The following is a 17,020-nucleotide window of genomic DNA, read 5'->3' as shown; positions in this document are numbered from 1 at the left end:
CCCCGGTTATCGCTCCCAGTCGGGCATCGGCCAGCCCTTTGCCTTTGCCAGCAGGCGGAGCGGGCCATGCGCGTTGACCGCGAATGGCTCGTCGGCCCAAGCAAAGGTCGGCGCATCGGAGACATGGTCCGAATAGAAGCGGACATGCGCATCGTGCCGCGCGATCCCCTCGCGCGCCATCCAGCGCTCGATCATCGCGAGCTTGGCGGGGCCGTAGCAATTCTCGCCGTCGATACCGGCGAGCAGATGCCCGTTCGCGTCGCGCAGGCTCTCGGTACCGATCACCGCATCGAAGCCGAGCCGCTCGGCGATCGACTCGACGTAGAAGCGATAGGAGGCGGTCGCCATCACCAGCCTGTATCCCGCCGCGCGATCCGCCTCGATCTGGCGGAGCGCGGCGGCGAAGACGCCGTCGCGCATCACGCGGTCGGCGAACGCCTCGGCGGCACGACGCTCCTGCGCCGGGGTCAGCGTCTTGCCGAGCATCATCCGCTGCATGATGTGCTTCAGGCGGCCGCGGCTCATCAGCTTGGCGAGATATCCCGCCGCCGCAAGCGCCGCGACCGGCACCAGCGCGAGTCGCCACGGCGCGCCGCCGGTGCGCGTGGTGTGGATCAGGAACGGCGTCCAGGTCGGCGCGTGGGTGATCGTCTTGTCCATGTCGTAGATGGCGAGAAGCTGGGTCATTGGGCCGGCTTACACAGCATTCGTCTTGCCGATCCAGTCCGTTTGCCGCAAAGGTGCCGCCGATGAGCGCGATGGCCGATTTTCAGCAGGACGGTGCCGACACGGGTACGCTTCGCTTCACCGGCGATCTGTCGCTCGCCAACATCGGAAATCTTCCCGATCGGCTCGAGGCGGTTGATGCCGCGTCGATCAAACGAGTCGATCTGAGCCAGGTCGACCGGATCGACACGATAGGCGCCTGGATCGTCCACCGCTTCGCCGCACGCAACGACGCGACGATCGACGGACTCAATGCCGACGGTCAGAATCTCTTCGATCAGGTCGTCGCCTCCGATCAGCCGCTGGCGGCACGCGGCAAGCCGGTCGGTTCGGTAAAGCGCGTGCTGGGCGAGATCGGCGACGCGGTCGTCCTGACCGGCCGGACGATGCTTGGCCTGCTCGCCTTTCTGGGCGCGACGACGATCGCCTTTGGCAGCGTCATTCGCCACCCCAAGCGCTTCCGCTTCAACGCGGTCGTCCAGCGCTTCGAGGTCGTGGGCATCGCCGCACTCGGCATCGTCGGGCTGATGAGCTTCCTGATCGGCGTCGTCATCGCGCAGCAGGGCGCGGTCCAGCTCCGCCAGTTCGGGGCAGAGGTGTTCACGATCAATCTGGTCGGGCGGCTGACGCTGCGCGAACTCGGCGTGCTGATGACCGCGATCATGGTCGCGGGCCGGTCGGGCTCCGCCTTTGCCGCGCAGCTCGGCACGATGAAGCTGACCGAAGAGATCGACGCGATGCGGACGATCGGGGTGTCGCCGATGGAGGCGCTGGTCCTGCCGCGCGTGCTGGCGGCGATCGTGATGATGCCGCTGCTCGCCTTCTACGCGTCGCTGATCGCGATCATCGGCGGTGGGCTGCTGTGCTGGATCCAGCTCGGCATCCCGCCCGTCACCTTCATCGCCCGGATCCGCGAAGTCGTGCCGATCACCGATCTGTACATCGCACTGATCAAGGCCCCGGTCTTCGGCGCGATCATCGCGGTCGCGGGTTGTTTCCAGGGCATGCAGGTCGAGGCTGACGCCGAACAGGTCGGGCTGCGCACGACCTCGGCGGTGGTGCAGGGCATCTTCCTCGTCATCGTGCTCGACGCGTTCTTCGCGGTATTCTTCACCTGGATCGGCTGGGACTGATGGCCCGCAAGACTGACGACAGCATCATCTCCGTTAAGGGGCTGAGGAACGAGTTCGGCGATTCGGTCGTGCATGATGGCCTCGACCTCGACGTCCGGCGTGGCGAGATTCTCGGCGTGGTCGGCGGGTCGGGGACCGGCAAGTCGGTGCTGATGCGCTCGATCATCGGCCTCCAGACGCCCGCCGAAGGCGCGATCACGGTGTTCGGCGAATCGAATATCGGCCGCGAGGAGACCGAGGCGACCGAGATCCGCAAGCGCTGGGGTGTGCTGTTCCAGGGCGGTGCGCTGTTCTCGACGCTGACCGTCGCCGAAAATGTCGAAGTGCCGCTGCGCGAATTCTATCCCGACCTGCCGCCCGCGCTGCTCGCCGAGATCGCGGCGTACAAGGTCGTGATGACCGGCCTGCCCGCGGATGCCGCGAACAAGTTTCCCGCCGAACTGTCGGGCGGCATGAAGAAGCGCGCCGGGCTCGCCCGCGCGCTCGCGCTCGACCCCGAGCTGCTGTTCCTCGACGAACCGACCGCCGGGCTCGACCCGATCGGCGCGGCGGCGTTCGATTCGCTGACGCAGTCGTTGCAGAAGACGCTGGGCCTGACCGTCTTCCTGATCACGCACGACCTCGATACGCTTTACGCGATCTGCGACCGTGTCGCGGTGCTCGCCGACAAGAAGGTGATCGCGGTCGGCACGATCGACGAACTGCTCGCGCTCGACCATCCGTGGATCGAGGAATATTTCAAGGGACCGCGCGGCCGCGCCGCGGTGGCGACCAAGGAGGCGCATCGCAGCGCCGACGCGGTTGCCGATGCCCACCCGACCGAAGTCCAGTCCAAGCAGTCCGCGCCGGACGACGCCGACGCGACATATGCCGAGAAAGAAGCAAGGACGCTCTGATGGAAACCCGTTCGAACCATGTCCTTGTCGGCGCCGTCGTGCTGATCCTGCTGGCGATGCTCGCGCTGTTCACCGTGTGGATCGCGCGGCTCGGTGGCACGGAAGAGAAGGAATATGACATCTTCTTCCGCCAGTCGGTCGATGGTCTGGCGCGCGGCTCCGCGGTGACCTTTTCGGGTGTGCCGTCGGGTCAGGTGAAGTCGATCTCGCTGTGGAAGAACGACCCGCAGTTCGTTCGCGTCCGTATCAGCGTGAACGAGGAGACGCCGGTGCTCCAGGGCACGACCGCGTCGATTTCGGGCGTCGGGTTCACCGGTGTCAGCCAGGTATCGCTCGATGGCGCGCGCAAGGGTGCGCCCGCGGTCGGCTGCCCCGATTCGAACGGCCAGCCATGCCCGTATGGCGTGCCGGTCATCCCGACCAAGCAGGGTGGCCTTGGCGCGATCCTCAATTCGGCACCGCAGCTGCTCGAGCGTCTGTCGACGCTGACCGAGCGGCTGACCGGGCTGCTGACCGATCGCAACCAGGCGTCGATCGCCGGGATCCTCGAGAACACCAATCGCCTGACCGATGCGCTGGCCGATCGCGGGCCGGAAATCGCCGCGACGCTGGCGCAGACGCGGGTCGCGATCCAGCAGGCGGGCGATGCCGCACAGCAGTTCGGGGTGCTCGCGCAGACCACCAACGGGGTGCTGTCCGAAGACGTGAAACCGGCGATGGCCAATCTGAACAAGGCGATCCAGTCGGCACAGACCAGCGCCGAAACGCTGAACGCGGCGATCGGCGACGCGCGGCCCGGGCTGCAGGCCTTCTCGAAGACCACCATTCCCGAAGCCAACCGCCTCGTCCACGATCTGCGTACCACCGCCGCGGCGCTGTCCTCGGTTGCCGAACGTGTCGACCAGCAGGGGGCAGGCTCGCTCGTCGGGCAGCAGAAGCTTCCGGACTATAAGGGTAAGTGATGACCGCCATGAAGACACCGCTGTTCATCCTTCTCGCGGCGCTGCCGCTCAGCGCCTGCATCAGCTTTGGTGCCGCACCGCCGCCGACCCTGCTGACGCTGACGACGCAGTCCGCGGTCGCGGTCGGGCAGAACCAGAATTCGGCGACGTCGAAGTCGATCACGCTGCAGGTGCCGACGGTGCCGCAGGCGCTGGCGACCGCGCGCGTGCCGGTGCAGGCGACCGCGACGTCGATCGCCTATGTGAAGGACGCGCAATGGGCCGAGCCGCCTGCGCGGCTGTTCGCGCGGCTGATGTCCGACACCGTTGCGGCGCGCACCGGGATGGTCGTGCTGTCGACGGTCCAGGCGGTCGGCGATCCGAGTGCAATGCTGGGCGGTGAACTTCGCAATTTCGGGCTCGACGCGACGACGCGCGAGGCGGTCGTGACGTTCGATGCCTCGCTGACGCGGGCAGGGATGCAGTCGGTCGAGAAGCGTCGCTTCGAGGCGCGCGTCCCGGTCGCGGCGATCGATGCGCCGTCCGCGGCGGCGGGGATCAACACCGCGGCCAATAGCGTCGCACAGCAGGTCGCGGACTGGGTCGGCCGCCCGCGCTGAGCTTGGGTCAGCCTTCGGGCTGATCCGCCTGCGCGAGCATCGCCTCGGCTTCGGCGAGGTGGAGTCGTTCAACCATCTCACCGTTCAGGCGGATCGCGCCCTTGTCCGCAGTGGCGCCGTCCGCGAACGCGTCGACTATTGTCCGAGCCCAGGCGAGCTGGTCGGGGGTGGGGCCGAACGCGGTGTTCGCCGCCGCGAGCTGCGCCGGATGGATCAGCGTCTTGCCGTCATAGCCAAGACCAGCGCCCTGTTCGGCTTCGGCGGCGAGGCGCTTCGCATCGTCGAGCGCGTTGCAGACGCCGTCCAGCGCCACCAACCCGGCCGCGCGTGCGGCCGTCACGATCGCCATCAGCGCGGGAATGAGTGGCGTTCGATCGACGCCTGGGCGGCAGCGCAGCTCCTTGGCGAGGTCGTTGGTGCCGGCAATCAGCGCGGTGAGCCGCGATCCCGCGGCCGCACGAGCAATCCCTGGGAGTTCGAGCACGCCGCCACAGGTCTCGATCATCGCCCAGATTGGTGGCCCGTCGGTACCCAGTGCGGCGCGGACGGCGGCAAGATCGACGGCGCCGGAGATCTTGGGCACGAGCACCGCATCGACGCCGAGACCGCGCAAGGCGGCGATGTCGTCGGCACCCCATGGGGTATCGAGCGCGTTGATCCGCACCACCAGCTCGCGCGACCCGAAACCCCCCGTGCCGATTTCGGCAACGACACGGTCGCGCGCCGCCGCCTTCTCGTCGGGCGCCACCGCATCCTCGAGGTCGAGGATCACGACGTCGCAGGCCAGACTGCGGGCCTTGGCGATGGCGCGGGGGTTGGAGGCGGGCATGTAGAGCGCGCTGCGGCGACGGCGAAGGATCATGACGGCCAGCCTAGAAGACTATGGCCGGGGTTTGAACCCCGGCCCGCCCGCCGCGCGGCGACGCGCTCAGGTGACGACGTCGGGTGCGCTGCGGCCGGTATGCTGCGCGATCCCCGCGATCGATTCGGCCGCCGCGACGATGCTTGCCAGCATGTCGCTGGTTTCGCGGTCGAGATCACCGCCGACGGGCTCATAGCGTTCGAGATAGACGCGCAGCGTCGCGCCGGTGGTGCCGGTGCCCGACAGGCGGAACACGACGCGGCTGCCGCCGGTGAAGAGAATGCGGACGCCCTGGTTGCGGCTGATCGAGCCGTCGGTCGGGTCGGTATAGGCGAACTCGTCCGCGGTCTCGACGGTGAGGTCGCCGAACTGCTTGCCGGGCAGGGTCGCGAGGCTGGCGCGCAACGCAGCCATCAACGCATCGGCGCGCGGGGTCTCGATGCCCTCGTAATCGTGACGCGCGTAATAGTTGCGGCCAAACTTCGCCCAGTGATCGCGGGCGATGGCGTCGACGCTCTCGCCGCGGACCGCGAGGATGTTGAGCCACAGGAGCACTGCCCAGAGCCCGTCCTTCTCGCGGACATGATCGGACCCGGTCCCTGCGCTTTCCTCGCCGCAGATCGTCGCCATGCCGGCATCGAGCAGATTGCCGAAGAACTTCCAGCCGGTCGGCGTCTCGTAGGCGGGGATGCCAAGCGCCGCCGCAACGCGGTCGGCGGCCGCGCTGGTCGGCATCGAGCGGGCGATACCCTTCAGCCCTCCGGCATAACCGGGGGCGAGGTGCGCGTTTGCCGCCAGCATCGCGAGGCTGTCCGACGGGGTCACGAAGCGGTGGCGGCCGATGATCAGGTTGCGGTCGCCATCGCCATCCGATGCCGCACCGAAATCGGGGGCGTCGGGGGCCATCATCGTCTCGTACAGCTCATGCGCGTGGACGAGATTGGGGTCGGGATGATGCCCGCCGAAATCAGGGAGGGGCGTGCCGTTGCGCACCGTGCCGGCCGCAAAGCCCAGCCGGCGTTCGAGGATCTCTGTCGCATAGGGCCCGGTGACCGCGCTCATCGCGTCGAACGCCATCGTCAGCTTGGACGCGCGGATCGCGTCGAAGTCGAACAGCGTCTCCATCAGCGCGGCATAGTCCTCGACCGGATCGACCACCTCGACGGGCATGTCGCCGACCATGACCTCACCGTCCTGGTCGAGATCGATGTCGGCCGCGTCGACGGTCAGCCAGCGGTCGATGTCGAGCGTCCGCGCATTGATCGCGTCGGTGATCGATTCAGGCGCGGGACCGCCATTGGCGATGTTGTACTTGATCCCGAAATCCTCGTCGGGACCGCCGGGATTGTGGCTGGCGGACAGGACCAGCCCGCCGATCGCGCCACGTTTGCGGATCATGTGGCTGGCGGCGGGCGTCGACAGGATGCCGCCGCGGCCCACGATGGCGCGGCCAAAGCCGTTTGCCGCGGCCATGCGGATCGCGATCTGAATCACCTCACGGTTGAGGAACCGGCCGTCGCCTCCAATCACCAGGGTCGCGCCGGCCTTGTCCTCGACCACGTCGAACACCGACTGAACGAAGTTTTCGGCATAATTGGCCTGCTGGAAGACCTTCACCTTCTTGCGCAGACCCGATGTGCCCGGCTTCTGATCGGTATAGGGCGTGCTAGTAACGGTACGGATCATGTAGGCTCCACAAGGCTCGAATACAGGGTCGCATAACGCCGGCCACTCTCGTCCCACGAGAAGTCCGCGCGCATCGCATTGCGCTGCAACATGGCCCAGCGATCGGGGCGTGCATAGAGCGCGATCGTTCGGCGCAACGCATGGCTGAGCGCTTCGGGCGTGATGCCGTCATGCTGAATACCGGTAGCGACGCCTGCGGCGACCGCCGCCTCGTTCGCGTCGATCACCGTGTCGGCCAGCCCGCCGGTGCGCGCGACGACGGGGATGCAGCCATAGGCCAGCCCATAGAGCTGAGTCAGGCCGCAGGGTTCGAAGCGCGACGGGATCAGGATCGCATCGGCACCCGCCTGAAGCAGATGCGAGACCGGCTCGTCATAGCCGATGCGGACGCCGACCCGGCCCGGATGCCGCTCGGCGGCGGCGAGAAAGGCGTGCTCCAGCGCGCTATCGCCCGACCCGAGCAGTGCCAGCCGGCCACCGAGCGCCACCAGCTCGTCGATCGCCGCGACGAGGACGTCCATGCCCTTTTGCCAGGTGAGCCGGCTGATGACGGTGAAGATCGGGCCGTCGCCGGTGTCGAGGCCGTACAGCGTCTCGACCGCACGCTTGTTGTTGCGGCGGCGGGTGAGCGTGCGCGCGGTGTAGCGCGACGGCAGCGCGGCATCGGTGGCGGGGTTCCAGACCGCGGGATCGATGCCGTTGACGATCCCCGTCAGCCGATCGGCACGAACGTTGATCAGCCCTTCGAGCCCCATGCCGAATTCGCCGCGACGGATCTCGGCGGCATAGGTCGGGCTGACCGTGGTGATCGCATCGGCAGCCTCGAGCCCGGCCTTCAGAAAACCCACGCCGCCATAATATTCGATCCCGTCGAGCGCGAATGCCGCATCGGGCAGCGCAAGGTCGGTGAAGATCTCCGCGCCATAGCGGCCCTGGAACGCGATATTGTGGATCGTGACGATCGTCTTGGCCGGCGCGCCGGGGCCGGGGGCGTAGCGCAGATAGGCCGGCGCCATCGCCGCCTGCCAGTCATGCGCATGAAGGATGTCGAAATGCTGGCCATCGACAACGCCCGAGGCGAGGTCGGCGGCAGCCCGGCTGAACGCGGCAAAGCGCAGCCAGTTGTCGACCCAATCGGCGCCGGTCGCGTCGCCATACGGACCGCCGCCGCGCGCAAACAGGCCGGGGGCGTTGAGGATCAGCAGCGGATGGTCGCCGATGCTCGCCGCCAGGATCCGCGCCTCGACGCCGAGCAGGTCGGTGTAGCGGTGGACGACCTTTGCCGTCCGCATGACCGCGGCGAGCGCGGGATAGCCGGGAAGGAAGGTCGTCATCGCGACGCCGTGATGCGCGAGCGCCGCGGGCAGCGCGCCGACGACATCCGCAAGGCCACCGGTCTTGATCAACGGATAGGCTTCTGACGCTACCGAGAGAACACGCATCAGCCGGGCCCCTGTCCTGATCGAGAAAGCGTCGTATACACCCTCACGCGATCAGCCGGTCGATCATGGATTTGGTTACGAGCACCACGCCGCTGTCGGTGCGGCGGAAACGCTGCGCGTCGAGTTCGGCATCCTCGCCGACGACGAGGCCGTCAGGGATGACGACGCCGCGATCGACCACGACTTTCGACAGGCGCGCACCACGGCCGATCTCGCAATGTGGCAGGATCACCGCCTGGTCGAGCATCGAATAGCTGTGCGCGCGCGTGCCCGTGAAGATCAGGCTGCGGTGGATCGACGAGCCCGAGATGATGCAGTCGCCCGAAACCAGGCTCGACACCGCTTCGCCGCGGCGTCCGTCATCGGCATGGACGAACTTGGCGGGCGGGGTGACCTCCGAATAGGTCCAGAGCGGCCAGCTGCGGTCGTAGAGGTCGAGCTTGGGCACCACGTCGGTGAGGTCGATATTGGCCTCCCAATAGGCGTCAACCGTGCCGACGTCGCGCCAATAGGCCTCGACCTCGCTGCCCGAGCGGACGCAGCTGTCGGAGAAGCGATGTGCGACCGCCTTGCCGTGCTTGACGAGGTAGGGGATGATGTCCTTGCCGAAATCGCGTGCGGATCCCGGCGTCTCCGCATCGCGGCGCAGTTCGTCGAACAGCAGCTTGGTGTGGAAGACGTAGATCCCCATCGACGCCAGCGCGATGTCCGGATTACCCGGGATCGCGGGCGGATCGGCCGGCTTCTCGACGAACGCGGTGACATTGTCATGCTCGTCGACTGCCATCACGCCGAAGCCGACCGCCTCCATGCGCGGCACTTCGAGGCAGGCGATCGTGACGTCCGCACCGGTCTCGCAATGCTGTTGCAGGATCAGCTCGTAATCCATCTTGTAGATGTGATCGCCGGCCAGGATGACCATGTATTCGGGCGCGTGGCTCTCGATGATGTCGATATTCTGGTAGACCGCGTCGGCGGTGCCCTCATACCATTGGAACTCGCTGATCCGCTGCGACGCGGGCAGGATGTCGAAGCTCTCATTGCGTTCGGAGCGCAGGAAGTTCCAGCCGCTCTGAAGATGGCGGATCAGCGAATGCGCCTTGTACTGAGTCGCGACGCCGATCCGGCGAATGCCCGAGTTGATCGCATTCGACAGCGCGAAATCGATGATCCGCGCCTTGCCGCCGAAATACACCGCGGGTTTTGCGCGGGTATCGGTCAGTTCCATTAACCGACTGCCGCGACCACCGGCCAGCACATACGCCATTGCGTCGCGCGCCAGTGGCTGTCCCCGCCGTTCAACCATGTCCGTCTCTCCCTAATCGTCCGCCGTATAACGCCCCGTTACCCGCGGCTTGTTCCGTCTCAGCCCTCAAACTCGAGCATGATCGTCGCGAGCGGGGGCAAGGTGACCCACGCCGCACCGTCCTCCGCGACCACGCCGCCGAGGTTGCCGAGCCCGCTGCCCCAATATTCATGCGCGTCGCTGTTGATAATCTCGCACCAGCGGCCGTCGAGCGGCAGCGGGATGCGGTAAGGCGCGCGCGCGATCGGCGTCATGTTGGCGATGACGGCGACGGGCTTCGCGCCAGGTGCCTTGCGCAGCCAGGCGAAGACCGAATTGGCGGCATCGTCGGCGATCAGCCATTCGAACCCGTCCGCTTCGCAATCGCGCGCGTGAAGCGCGGGCTTGTCGCGATAGACCGTGTTGAGGTCGCGGACGAGGTTGCGGATGCCCTCATGGCTGCGGCTGTTGCGCAGGCACCAGTCGAGCGCGCGGCCCTCGGACCATTCGCGGCGCTGCGCGAATTCCTGTCCCATGAAGAGCAGCTTCTTGCCCGGATAGCCCCACATGAACGCGTAATAGGCGCGCAGATTGGCGAATTGCTGCCAGTCGTCGCCGGGCATCTTGGTCAGCAGCGAGCCCTTGCCGTGGACGACCTCGTCATGGCTGAGCGGCAGGACGAAATTCTCGCTGAACGCATAGACCAGCCCGAAATTGATCTCGCCGTGATGATGCTTCCGGTGCAGCGGATCACGCGCCATGTACTGGAGCGTGTCGTGCATGAAGCCCATGTTCCACTTGAACCCGAAGCCCAGGCCGCCGCTCTTGCCGTCGTCGCCGACCGGCGCGGAGACACCCGGCCATGAGGTCGATTCCTCGGCGATCGTGAAGATGCCGGGATGCTGGCCGTACACGGCGCGGTTCATGTCGCGCAGGAAGGCGACCGCCTCCCAGTTCTCGCGCCCGCCGGTGTCGTTGGGGATCCATTCGCCCGCCTCGCGCGAATAATCGCGGTACAGCATCGACGCGACCGCATCGACGCGAAGCCCGTCGATATGATAGCGCTCGGCCCAGAACAGCGCATTGTTGACGAGGAAGGACGACACCTCGCGACGCCCGAAATTGTAGATCGCGGTGTTCCAGTCGGGATGGAAGCCGAGCCGCGGATCCTCATGTTCGTAGAGCGCGGTACCGTCGAAATGCGCGAGCCCGAACGCGTCGGTCGGGAAATGCGCAGGGACCCAGTCGAGCAGCACGCCGATCCCCGCCAGATGCGCGCCGTCGACGAACCGCGCGAACCCCTCGACATCGCCGAACCGCGCGGACGGCGCATAAAGCCCGGTCGTCTGATAGCCCCAGCTCGGATCATAGGGATGTTCGCTGATCGGCATGAACTCGATGTGCGTGAAGCCCATCTCGACTACGTACGGGATCAGCCGGTCGGCGAGCGCATCCCAGGTCAGGAACCAGCCCTCGGCATCGCGGTCCCATGATCCTGCATGCACCTCGTAGATGCTGATCGGCACGCGGCGCGGATCGACCGAGGCCCTGTGTTTGCGGTGGCTCGTATCCGCCCATTTGTGCGCGAGCGTGCGCGTGATCGACGCGGTCGCGGGACGCAGTTCGCTGGCAAAGGCGAAGGGATCGGCCTTCAGCGGCTGGAGCCGGCCATCGGGACCGACGATCTCGTATTTATAGGCGCGATATTCGGCAATGTCGGGGATGAAGATCTCCCAGACGCCGACGTCGCCGCGCCTGCGCATCGCATGGCGGCGGCCATCCCAGTCATTGAAGTCGCCGACCACCGAGACGCGCTGCGCATTGGGGGCCCAGAGCGCGAAATGCACGCCCGGCGCGCCTTCGTGCTCGATCAGGTGCGCGCCCAACTTGTCATGGAGGCGGTGGTGATTGCCCTCCGCCATCAGCAGGTCGTCGATCGGGCCGAGCACCGGGCCGAAGCTGTACGGGTCGGTCACCCACCAGTCCGCGCCGCCGCCCTCGGCATGATATTTCACCGGTTGCGGATCGCCGTCGATCGGCCCCTCGAACAGGCCGCGATCGTCGATCCGGGGGAGGGTGCCGAGTGTCGTGCCGTCGAGCGCATGCGCCTCGGCGGTCGTCGCACCCGGCAGCCACGCGCGCGCGAACGTGCCGCCGGGGCCGGCATGCACGCCGAGCAGCGAGAAGGGATCGTCGTGACGCCCCTCCAGCAGGGCAACGATGGCGCCTTCGGGTGGCTTCACATTACCGTCCAGATATCACGGGCATATTCACGGATCGTCCGGTCCGACGAGAACCAGCCCACACGCGCAACGTTGCGCACGGTCGAGGCGACCCAAGCGTCGCGATCGTTCCAGCGCGTGTCGACGCTGCGCTGCGCGGTGGCATAGCTGTCGAAATCGGCGGCGAGCATGAACCAGTCGCCCTCGTACAGTCCGCCCATCAGTCCGGCGTAGCGCTGACGATCATCGGGCGAGAACACGCCCGAGGCGATCGCCGAGACCGCCTGGCAGAGCTCGTTCGACCCGTCGATCACGCTGCGCGGATCATAGCCCGATGCGCGCTTCACTTCGACCTCGTCCGCGGTCATGCCGAAGATGAAGATGTTGTCGTCGCCGACCCGGTCCTTGATCTCGATATTCGCGCCGTCGAGCGTGCCGATCGTCAGCGCGCCGTTCATTGCGAACTTCATGTTGCCGGTGCCCGACGCCTCGAGCCCGGCGGTCGAGATCTGTTCGCTGAGATCGGCGGCGGGGATGATCTGCTCCGCCAGCGACACATTATAGTTTGGCAGGAACGCGACCTTCAGCAGCCCGCCGACCGACGGATCCGAATTGATCCGGCGCGCGACGTCGTTCGCCAGCTTGATGACGAGTTTCGCATTGTGATAGCTCGACGCCGCCTTGCCCGCGAACAGCTTCACGCGGGGCGTCCAGTCGCGTTCGGGATGGCTGCGGATCTGGTCGTACAGCGCGACCGTCTCGATGATGTTGAGCAGCTGGCGCTTATATTCGTGAATGCGCTTGATCTGCACGTCGAACAGCGCGTCGGGGTCTATGCGCAGCCCCATGCTGTCCTTGATATGATTTGCCAATGCCACCTTGTTCGAACGCTTCACCGCCCAAAACCGCTCCCTGAACGCGGAATCGTCGGCAAAAACATCGAGATCGATCAGCCGTTCGGCATCATCGAGGAAGCCGTCGCCGATCGCGTCGCGGATCAGCGTGGTGAGGCCGGGGTTGCATTGCTGAAGCCAGCGGCGCGGCGTGATCCCGTTGGTCTTGTTGTTGATCCGCGTCGGATAGAGGCGGTGGAGATCCGCGAAGACCGTCTTCTTCATCAGCTGCGTATGCAGCGCCGCGACGCCATTGACGCTGTGCGATCCGGCAAAGGCGAGGTTGGCCATCCGCACGCGCCGCTCGCCGCCTTCGTCGATCAGGCTGATCGCGGCGATCGCGCGGTCGTCTATCCCTGTGACCCCGCGTGCCTCGCGCAGCAGCCTTGCGTTGATCGCGTAGACGATCTGCATGTGCCGCGGCAGCAGGCGCTCGAACAGCGGCAGCGGCCAGCTCTCCAGCGCCTCGGGCAGCAGCGTGTGGTTGGTGTAGCCGAAGGTCGCGCGCGTGATCTTCCACGCTTCGTCGAACGCGAATTCGTGATGATCGATCAGCAGCCGCATCAGCTCGGCGACCGACACCGCGGGGTGCGTGTCGTTCAGCTGGATCGCAGCCTTGTCGGGCAGCGTGCGGATGTCGCCGAAATACTGGATGTGGCGGCGGACGATGTCCTGGATCGAGGCGGACGAGAAGAAATATTCCTGCCGCAGCCGCAGTTCCTGCCCCGCGGCGGTCGAGTCGTTGGGATAGAGTACGCGCGTGAGCGTCTCGGCGCGGAGCTGGTCGGCGAGCGCGCCGGAAAAGTCGCCCGCGTTGAACCGGTCGAGCTTGATCGGATCGAACGCGCGTGCGGTCCATAGCCGCAGCGTGTTGACGTGTTCGCCGCGCCAGCCGACGACGGGGGTGTCGACCGCCATCGCCTCGACCGCCTCTGCGGGGCTCCAGTGAACCTGACCGCTGTCGGTCGCGATGACCTCGCCGCCGAAGCCGATGAAATAGGCGCTCTCGCGGCGTTCGAACTCCCAGGGATTGCCGTGCGCGAGCCAGCTTTCGGGCATCTCGACCTGCCAGCCATCGTCGATCCGCTGGCGGAACATGCCGTTCACATAGCGGATGCCATAGCCGTAAGCAGGGAGCGCGAGGCTCGCCATGCTCTCCATGAAGCACGCCGCCAGCCGCCCGAGCCCGCCATTGCCGAGTGCCGCATCGGGCTCGATCTCCTCAAGCGCGGCAAGGTCGACGCCGTGCAGCGCGAGCGCCCGCGACACCTCGCCGCTGCGTTGCAGGTTCGTCACCGCATCGCGCAGCAGCCGGCCGATCAGGAATTCGAGGCTGAGATAATAGACGCGCTTCGCACCCGCCGCATGCGCCGCCTTGGTCGATGCCATCCAGCGTTCGACGATGTCGTTGCGCACGGTGAGGATCGTTGCCGCGAGCCAGTCGTGCGGAAGCGCGGCCTGCGCATCCTTGCCGATCCGGTGGACGAGCGTGTCGAGGATCGAATCGGCCAGCGTCTGGAGGGAGCGCTGCAGGGCGGGGTTTACGGTCACGCGAATTCCGGATCTCGTTGTCGTCACCGGTGATCCTAGCCGCGCGGACACCTTTGTCACGCGGACTTGCGAGGTCGCGGGACGCGATCGGCCAGTTAGCCGTGCATCCCCTGATCCATGTCAGTTTATCTCAGAGCATGCCGATCAGCAGGGTCGCGTTGAGGCCGATAATGACCGCGGCGATGACCCAGGCGAGCGCTTTCAGCCAGACCGGGCTGACCAGCGAACCCATGATTCGCGCGTCACCGGTGAACTTGACGAGCGGCACGACCGCGAAGGGGAGTTGCAGGCTCAGCACGACCTGGCTCAGCACGAGCAGCCGGGTCGCGCCCGCATCGCCCGCGGCGCCGACGACGAATACTGCGGGGATAATCGCGAGCAGCCGCGTGACGAGCCGCCGCGCCCAGACGGGCATGCGCAGGTTGAGGAAGCCCTCCATCACGATCTGGCCGGCGAGCGTGCCCGTCACGGTCGAATTCTGCCCCGAGGCGAGCAGTGCGACTGCGAACACGACGCTCGCGGCCCCCATGCCGAGCATCGGCGCGAGCAGCGCATGCGCCTGGTCGATATCGGCGACGTCGGTGCGCCCGGCGACGTGGAAGGTGGCGGCCGCGAGGATCAGGATTGCGGCGTTGATGAAGAAGGCGAGGCCGAGCGCGATCGTGCCGTCGATCGTCGCCATCGTCACCGCGTCGCGCTTGCCCGCCTCGGTCGGCGCGAACGCGCGTGTCTGGACGATCGACGAGTGGAGATACAGGTTGTGCGGCATCACCGTCGCACCGAGGATGCCGATCGCGATATAGAGCATCGCCGGGTTGGTGACGATCTCGGTCGTCGGCACCAGTCCGCCGAGCACCCCCGCCATGTCGGGCCGCGCGAGGAACAGTTCGAAGATGAAGCAGCCGGCGATGATCACCAGCAGCGCTACGATGAACGCCTCGAGCTTGCGGAAGCCGAAGCGTTGCAGCGCGAGGATCAGGAACACGTCGAGCGCTGTCAGCACGACACCCCAGACCAGCGGGAGCCCGAACAGCAGTTTGAGCGCGATGGCGGTGCCGAGCACTTCGGCCAGATCGCAGGCGATGATCGCGATCTCGCACAGGAACCAGAGCACGACCGAAACGCGCTTCGAATAATGCGCGCGGCAGGCCTGGGCGAGGTCGAGCCCGGCGACGATGCCGAGCCGAGCGGACAGCGCCTGGAGCACCATCGCCATCAAATTGGACAGCAAAACGACCGACAGGAGGGTGTAGCCGAACGCCGAGCCGCCGGCGATGTCGGTCGCCCAGTTGCCCGGATCCATATAGCCGACCGCGACGAGATAGCCTGGCCCGACGAACGCGAACAGCCGCCGCCAGAAGGGCGCGCCTTCGGGGATCGCGACGGTGCGATAGCTGTCGGACAGCGAATGGGCGAGGGCGGAACTGGGCGGCGGCATCGCGGGTGCTTTGCCGGATGGGAGCGGGGGGGACAAGCGGTTCGGTCGGCAGCCGGATATCGGGCGGGCGCATGGCTCTTTTTGCTCCCGTCATCCTGACGGAAGTCAGGATCCAAGGTCACGGGCACTCGCCTGCTTGGCTCTGGATCCTGACTTTCGTCAGGATGACGGGAGGGGGCTAGTGGGGTCTCGCGGGCATGGCCTCGCTTGAGCGGCCGCGCTCAGATCACCTTCATGTCAGCCTGGTAATGGTGCCAGAGGAAGATCGCCGCCGCGCCGCGGTGCGGGCGCCAGGCTTCGGCGAGTTCGCGAGTCATCTTCTCGCTCGGGCGGGCGTCGTGGCCGAGGATGCGGCCGATCTCGATCTGGACCGCGAGGTCGCCCGCGGGCCAGATGTCGGTGCGGCCCTCGGCGAACAGCAGGTAGATCTCCGCCGACCAGCGGCCGATTCCCTTGACCCGGACCAGCGCGGCGATCGCCTCCTCGTCGTCGGCGGGCAGGTTCGTCAGGTCGAGGCGGCCGCTCGTCACCTCGTCGGCGAGGCTGCGGGCATAGCCGAGTTTCTGCCGCGACAGCCCCGCGCTGCGCAGCGTCTCGTCGCTGGCGGCGGCGATGTTGGCGGGGTCCGCGGCACCGCCGACAAGCGCGTCGAGCTTGTTCCAGACCGATTGCGCGGAGGCGACGCTGACCTGCTGGCCGAGGATGGTGCGAAGCAAGGTCGCGAAGCCGCGCTCGCTGATCCGCGGGGCAGGGTGGCCCTTGTTCGCGACCGCGACCGCAAAGGCGGGTTCGATCGCACACAGCGCGGTCATGGCAGCCTGCAACTGGGCGGCGTTCAGGCCCATGACGCGAACCTTGCAGCTTGATCGGGGCGGCGGCGCGCGGCATGGACCGCGCACGGTTTTTCGGAGGACAGCATGCCCAAGCTTATCGTCGTGACGCGGGACGGGGAAGAACGCGAGCTCATGGGCGAAACGGGTCTTTCGGTCATGGAAGTCATCCGCGACGCCGGGATCGACGAGATCCTCGCTTTGTGCGGCGGCTGCTGCTCCTGCGCCACCTGCCACGTCCATGTCGACCCGGAATTTGCGGCCAAACTCAAGCCGATGAGCGAGGACGAGAACGACCTGCTCGATTCGACCAGCGACCGCGACGACTATTCGCGACTGTCGTGCCAGATCGACGTGACCGACGCGCTCGACGGTTTGAAGGTCCGGATCGCCGCCGAGGATTGATCCGGTCCCTTGGGACGGGCGGTTGGGGCGGGGGTTTCGAGCCCCACGCCCCTCACCCTTCCCACCGCTGCGCGGCGGGCCCCTTCCCTC

General features: G+C 66.7%; 14 protein-coding genes. 5 read left to right on the top strand and 9 right to left on the bottom strand.

Annotated elements, in window-relative coordinates; genetic code table 11:
- Positions 1–6: 6 nt before the first annotated feature.
- On the bottom strand, positions 7–687 hold the full coding sequence (locus tag C8J24_RS03835; protein WP_031440557.1) for an HAD family hydrolase: 681 nt from the start codon (positions 685–687) through the stop codon (positions 7–9).
- Positions 688–749: 62 nt separating this feature from the next.
- Between C8J24_RS03835 and C8J24_RS03830 the strand changes: the two genes are divergently transcribed.
- Genes C8J24_RS03830 through C8J24_RS03815 form a run of 4 tightly spaced genes read left to right on the top strand, consistent with a single transcriptional unit; the run spans position 750 to position 4,316 of the window.
- Positions 750–1,859 carry an ABC transporter permease gene (locus tag C8J24_RS03830; RefSeq protein WP_031440556.1) on the top strand — a complete coding sequence of 370 codons (1,110 nt, stop codon included), beginning with the start codon at positions 750–752 and terminating at the stop codon, positions 1,857–1,859.
- A complete protein-coding gene (locus tag C8J24_RS03825; RefSeq protein WP_031396264.1) occupies positions 1,859–2,755 on the top strand; it encodes an ABC transporter ATP-binding protein in 897 nt (298 codons plus the stop codon). Before C8J24_RS03830 ends, C8J24_RS03825 begins: the two co-directional genes overlap by 1 nt.
- A complete protein-coding gene (locus C8J24_RS03820; RefSeq protein WP_031396265.1) occupies positions 2,755–3,717 on the top strand; it encodes an MlaD family protein in 963 nt (320 codons plus the stop codon). Before C8J24_RS03825 ends, C8J24_RS03820 begins: the two co-directional genes overlap by 1 nt.
- 8 nt (positions 3,718–3,725) lie before the next feature.
- On the top strand, positions 3,726–4,316 hold the full coding sequence (locus C8J24_RS03815) for an ABC-type transport auxiliary lipoprotein family protein (RefSeq protein WP_081874269.1): 591 nt from the start codon (positions 3,726–3,728) through the stop codon (positions 4,314–4,316).
- A gap of 7 nt (positions 4,317–4,323) precedes the next feature.
- Here C8J24_RS03815 and C8J24_RS03810 read toward each other — a convergent pair whose 3' ends face one another.
- From C8J24_RS03810 to C8J24_RS03770, 8 genes are all read right to left on the bottom strand, one after another.
- Complete coding sequence (locus C8J24_RS03810) at positions 4,324–5,178, bottom strand: HpcH/HpaI aldolase/citrate lyase family protein (RefSeq protein ID WP_107930420.1); 855 nt, start codon at positions 5,176–5,178, stop codon at positions 4,324–4,326.
- Between the two features lie 66 nt (positions 5,179–5,244).
- Positions 5,245–6,864 carry an alpha-D-glucose phosphate-specific phosphoglucomutase gene (locus C8J24_RS03805; RefSeq protein ID WP_107930418.1) on the bottom strand — a complete coding sequence of 540 codons (1,620 nt, stop codon included), beginning with the start codon at positions 6,862–6,864 and terminating at the stop codon, positions 5,245–5,247.
- On the bottom strand, positions 6,861–8,306 hold the full coding sequence (glgA, locus tag C8J24_RS03800; protein WP_107930416.1) for a glycogen synthase GlgA: 1,446 nt from the start codon (positions 8,304–8,306) through the stop codon (positions 6,861–6,863). Before glgA ends, C8J24_RS03805 begins: the two co-directional genes overlap by 4 nt.
- Before the next feature lie 43 nt (positions 8,307–8,349).
- Positions 8,350–9,612: a glucose-1-phosphate adenylyltransferase gene (gene glgC / locus C8J24_RS03795; RefSeq protein ID WP_031396272.1), complete on the bottom strand. Its 1,263-nt coding sequence runs from the start codon at positions 9,610–9,612 to the stop codon at positions 8,350–8,352.
- A gap of 59 nt (positions 9,613–9,671) precedes the next feature.
- Entirely contained in the window at positions 9,672–11,834 is a 2,163-nt protein-coding gene (gene glgB, locus C8J24_RS03790; RefSeq protein WP_107930414.1) for a 1,4-alpha-glucan branching protein GlgB, read from the bottom strand.
- Positions 11,831–14,257: a glycogen/starch/alpha-glucan phosphorylase gene (locus C8J24_RS03785; RefSeq protein WP_208620906.1), complete on the bottom strand. Its 2,427-nt coding sequence runs from the start codon at positions 14,255–14,257 to the stop codon at positions 11,831–11,833. Before C8J24_RS03785 ends, glgB begins: the two co-directional genes overlap by 4 nt.
- Positions 14,258–14,387: 130 nt before the next feature.
- Entirely contained in the window at positions 14,388–15,695 is a 1,308-nt protein-coding gene (locus tag C8J24_RS03780; RefSeq protein WP_107930412.1) for an Nramp family divalent metal transporter, read from the bottom strand.
- Positions 15,696–15,916: 221 nt separating this feature from the next.
- Complete coding sequence (locus C8J24_RS03770) at positions 15,917–16,540, bottom strand: DNA-3-methyladenine glycosylase family protein (RefSeq protein ID WP_107930408.1); 624 nt, start codon at positions 16,538–16,540, stop codon at positions 15,917–15,919.
- A gap of 72 nt (positions 16,541–16,612) precedes the next feature.
- On the opposite strand from C8J24_RS03770, the gene C8J24_RS03765 reads away from it, so the two are divergent.
- Complete coding sequence (locus C8J24_RS03765; protein WP_107930406.1) at positions 16,613–16,930, top strand: 2Fe-2S iron-sulfur cluster-binding protein; 318 nt, start codon at positions 16,613–16,615, stop codon at positions 16,928–16,930.
- The last annotated feature ends 90 nt before the right edge of the window (positions 16,931–17,020 follow it).

Origin of the sequence: Sphingomonas aerolata (assembly GCF_003046295.1) — a bacterium.
Classification (GTDB): domain Bacteria; phylum Pseudomonadota; class Alphaproteobacteria; order Sphingomonadales; family Sphingomonadaceae; genus Sphingomonas; species Sphingomonas aerolata.
This window is presented reverse-complemented; position numbering and strand designations above follow the sequence as displayed.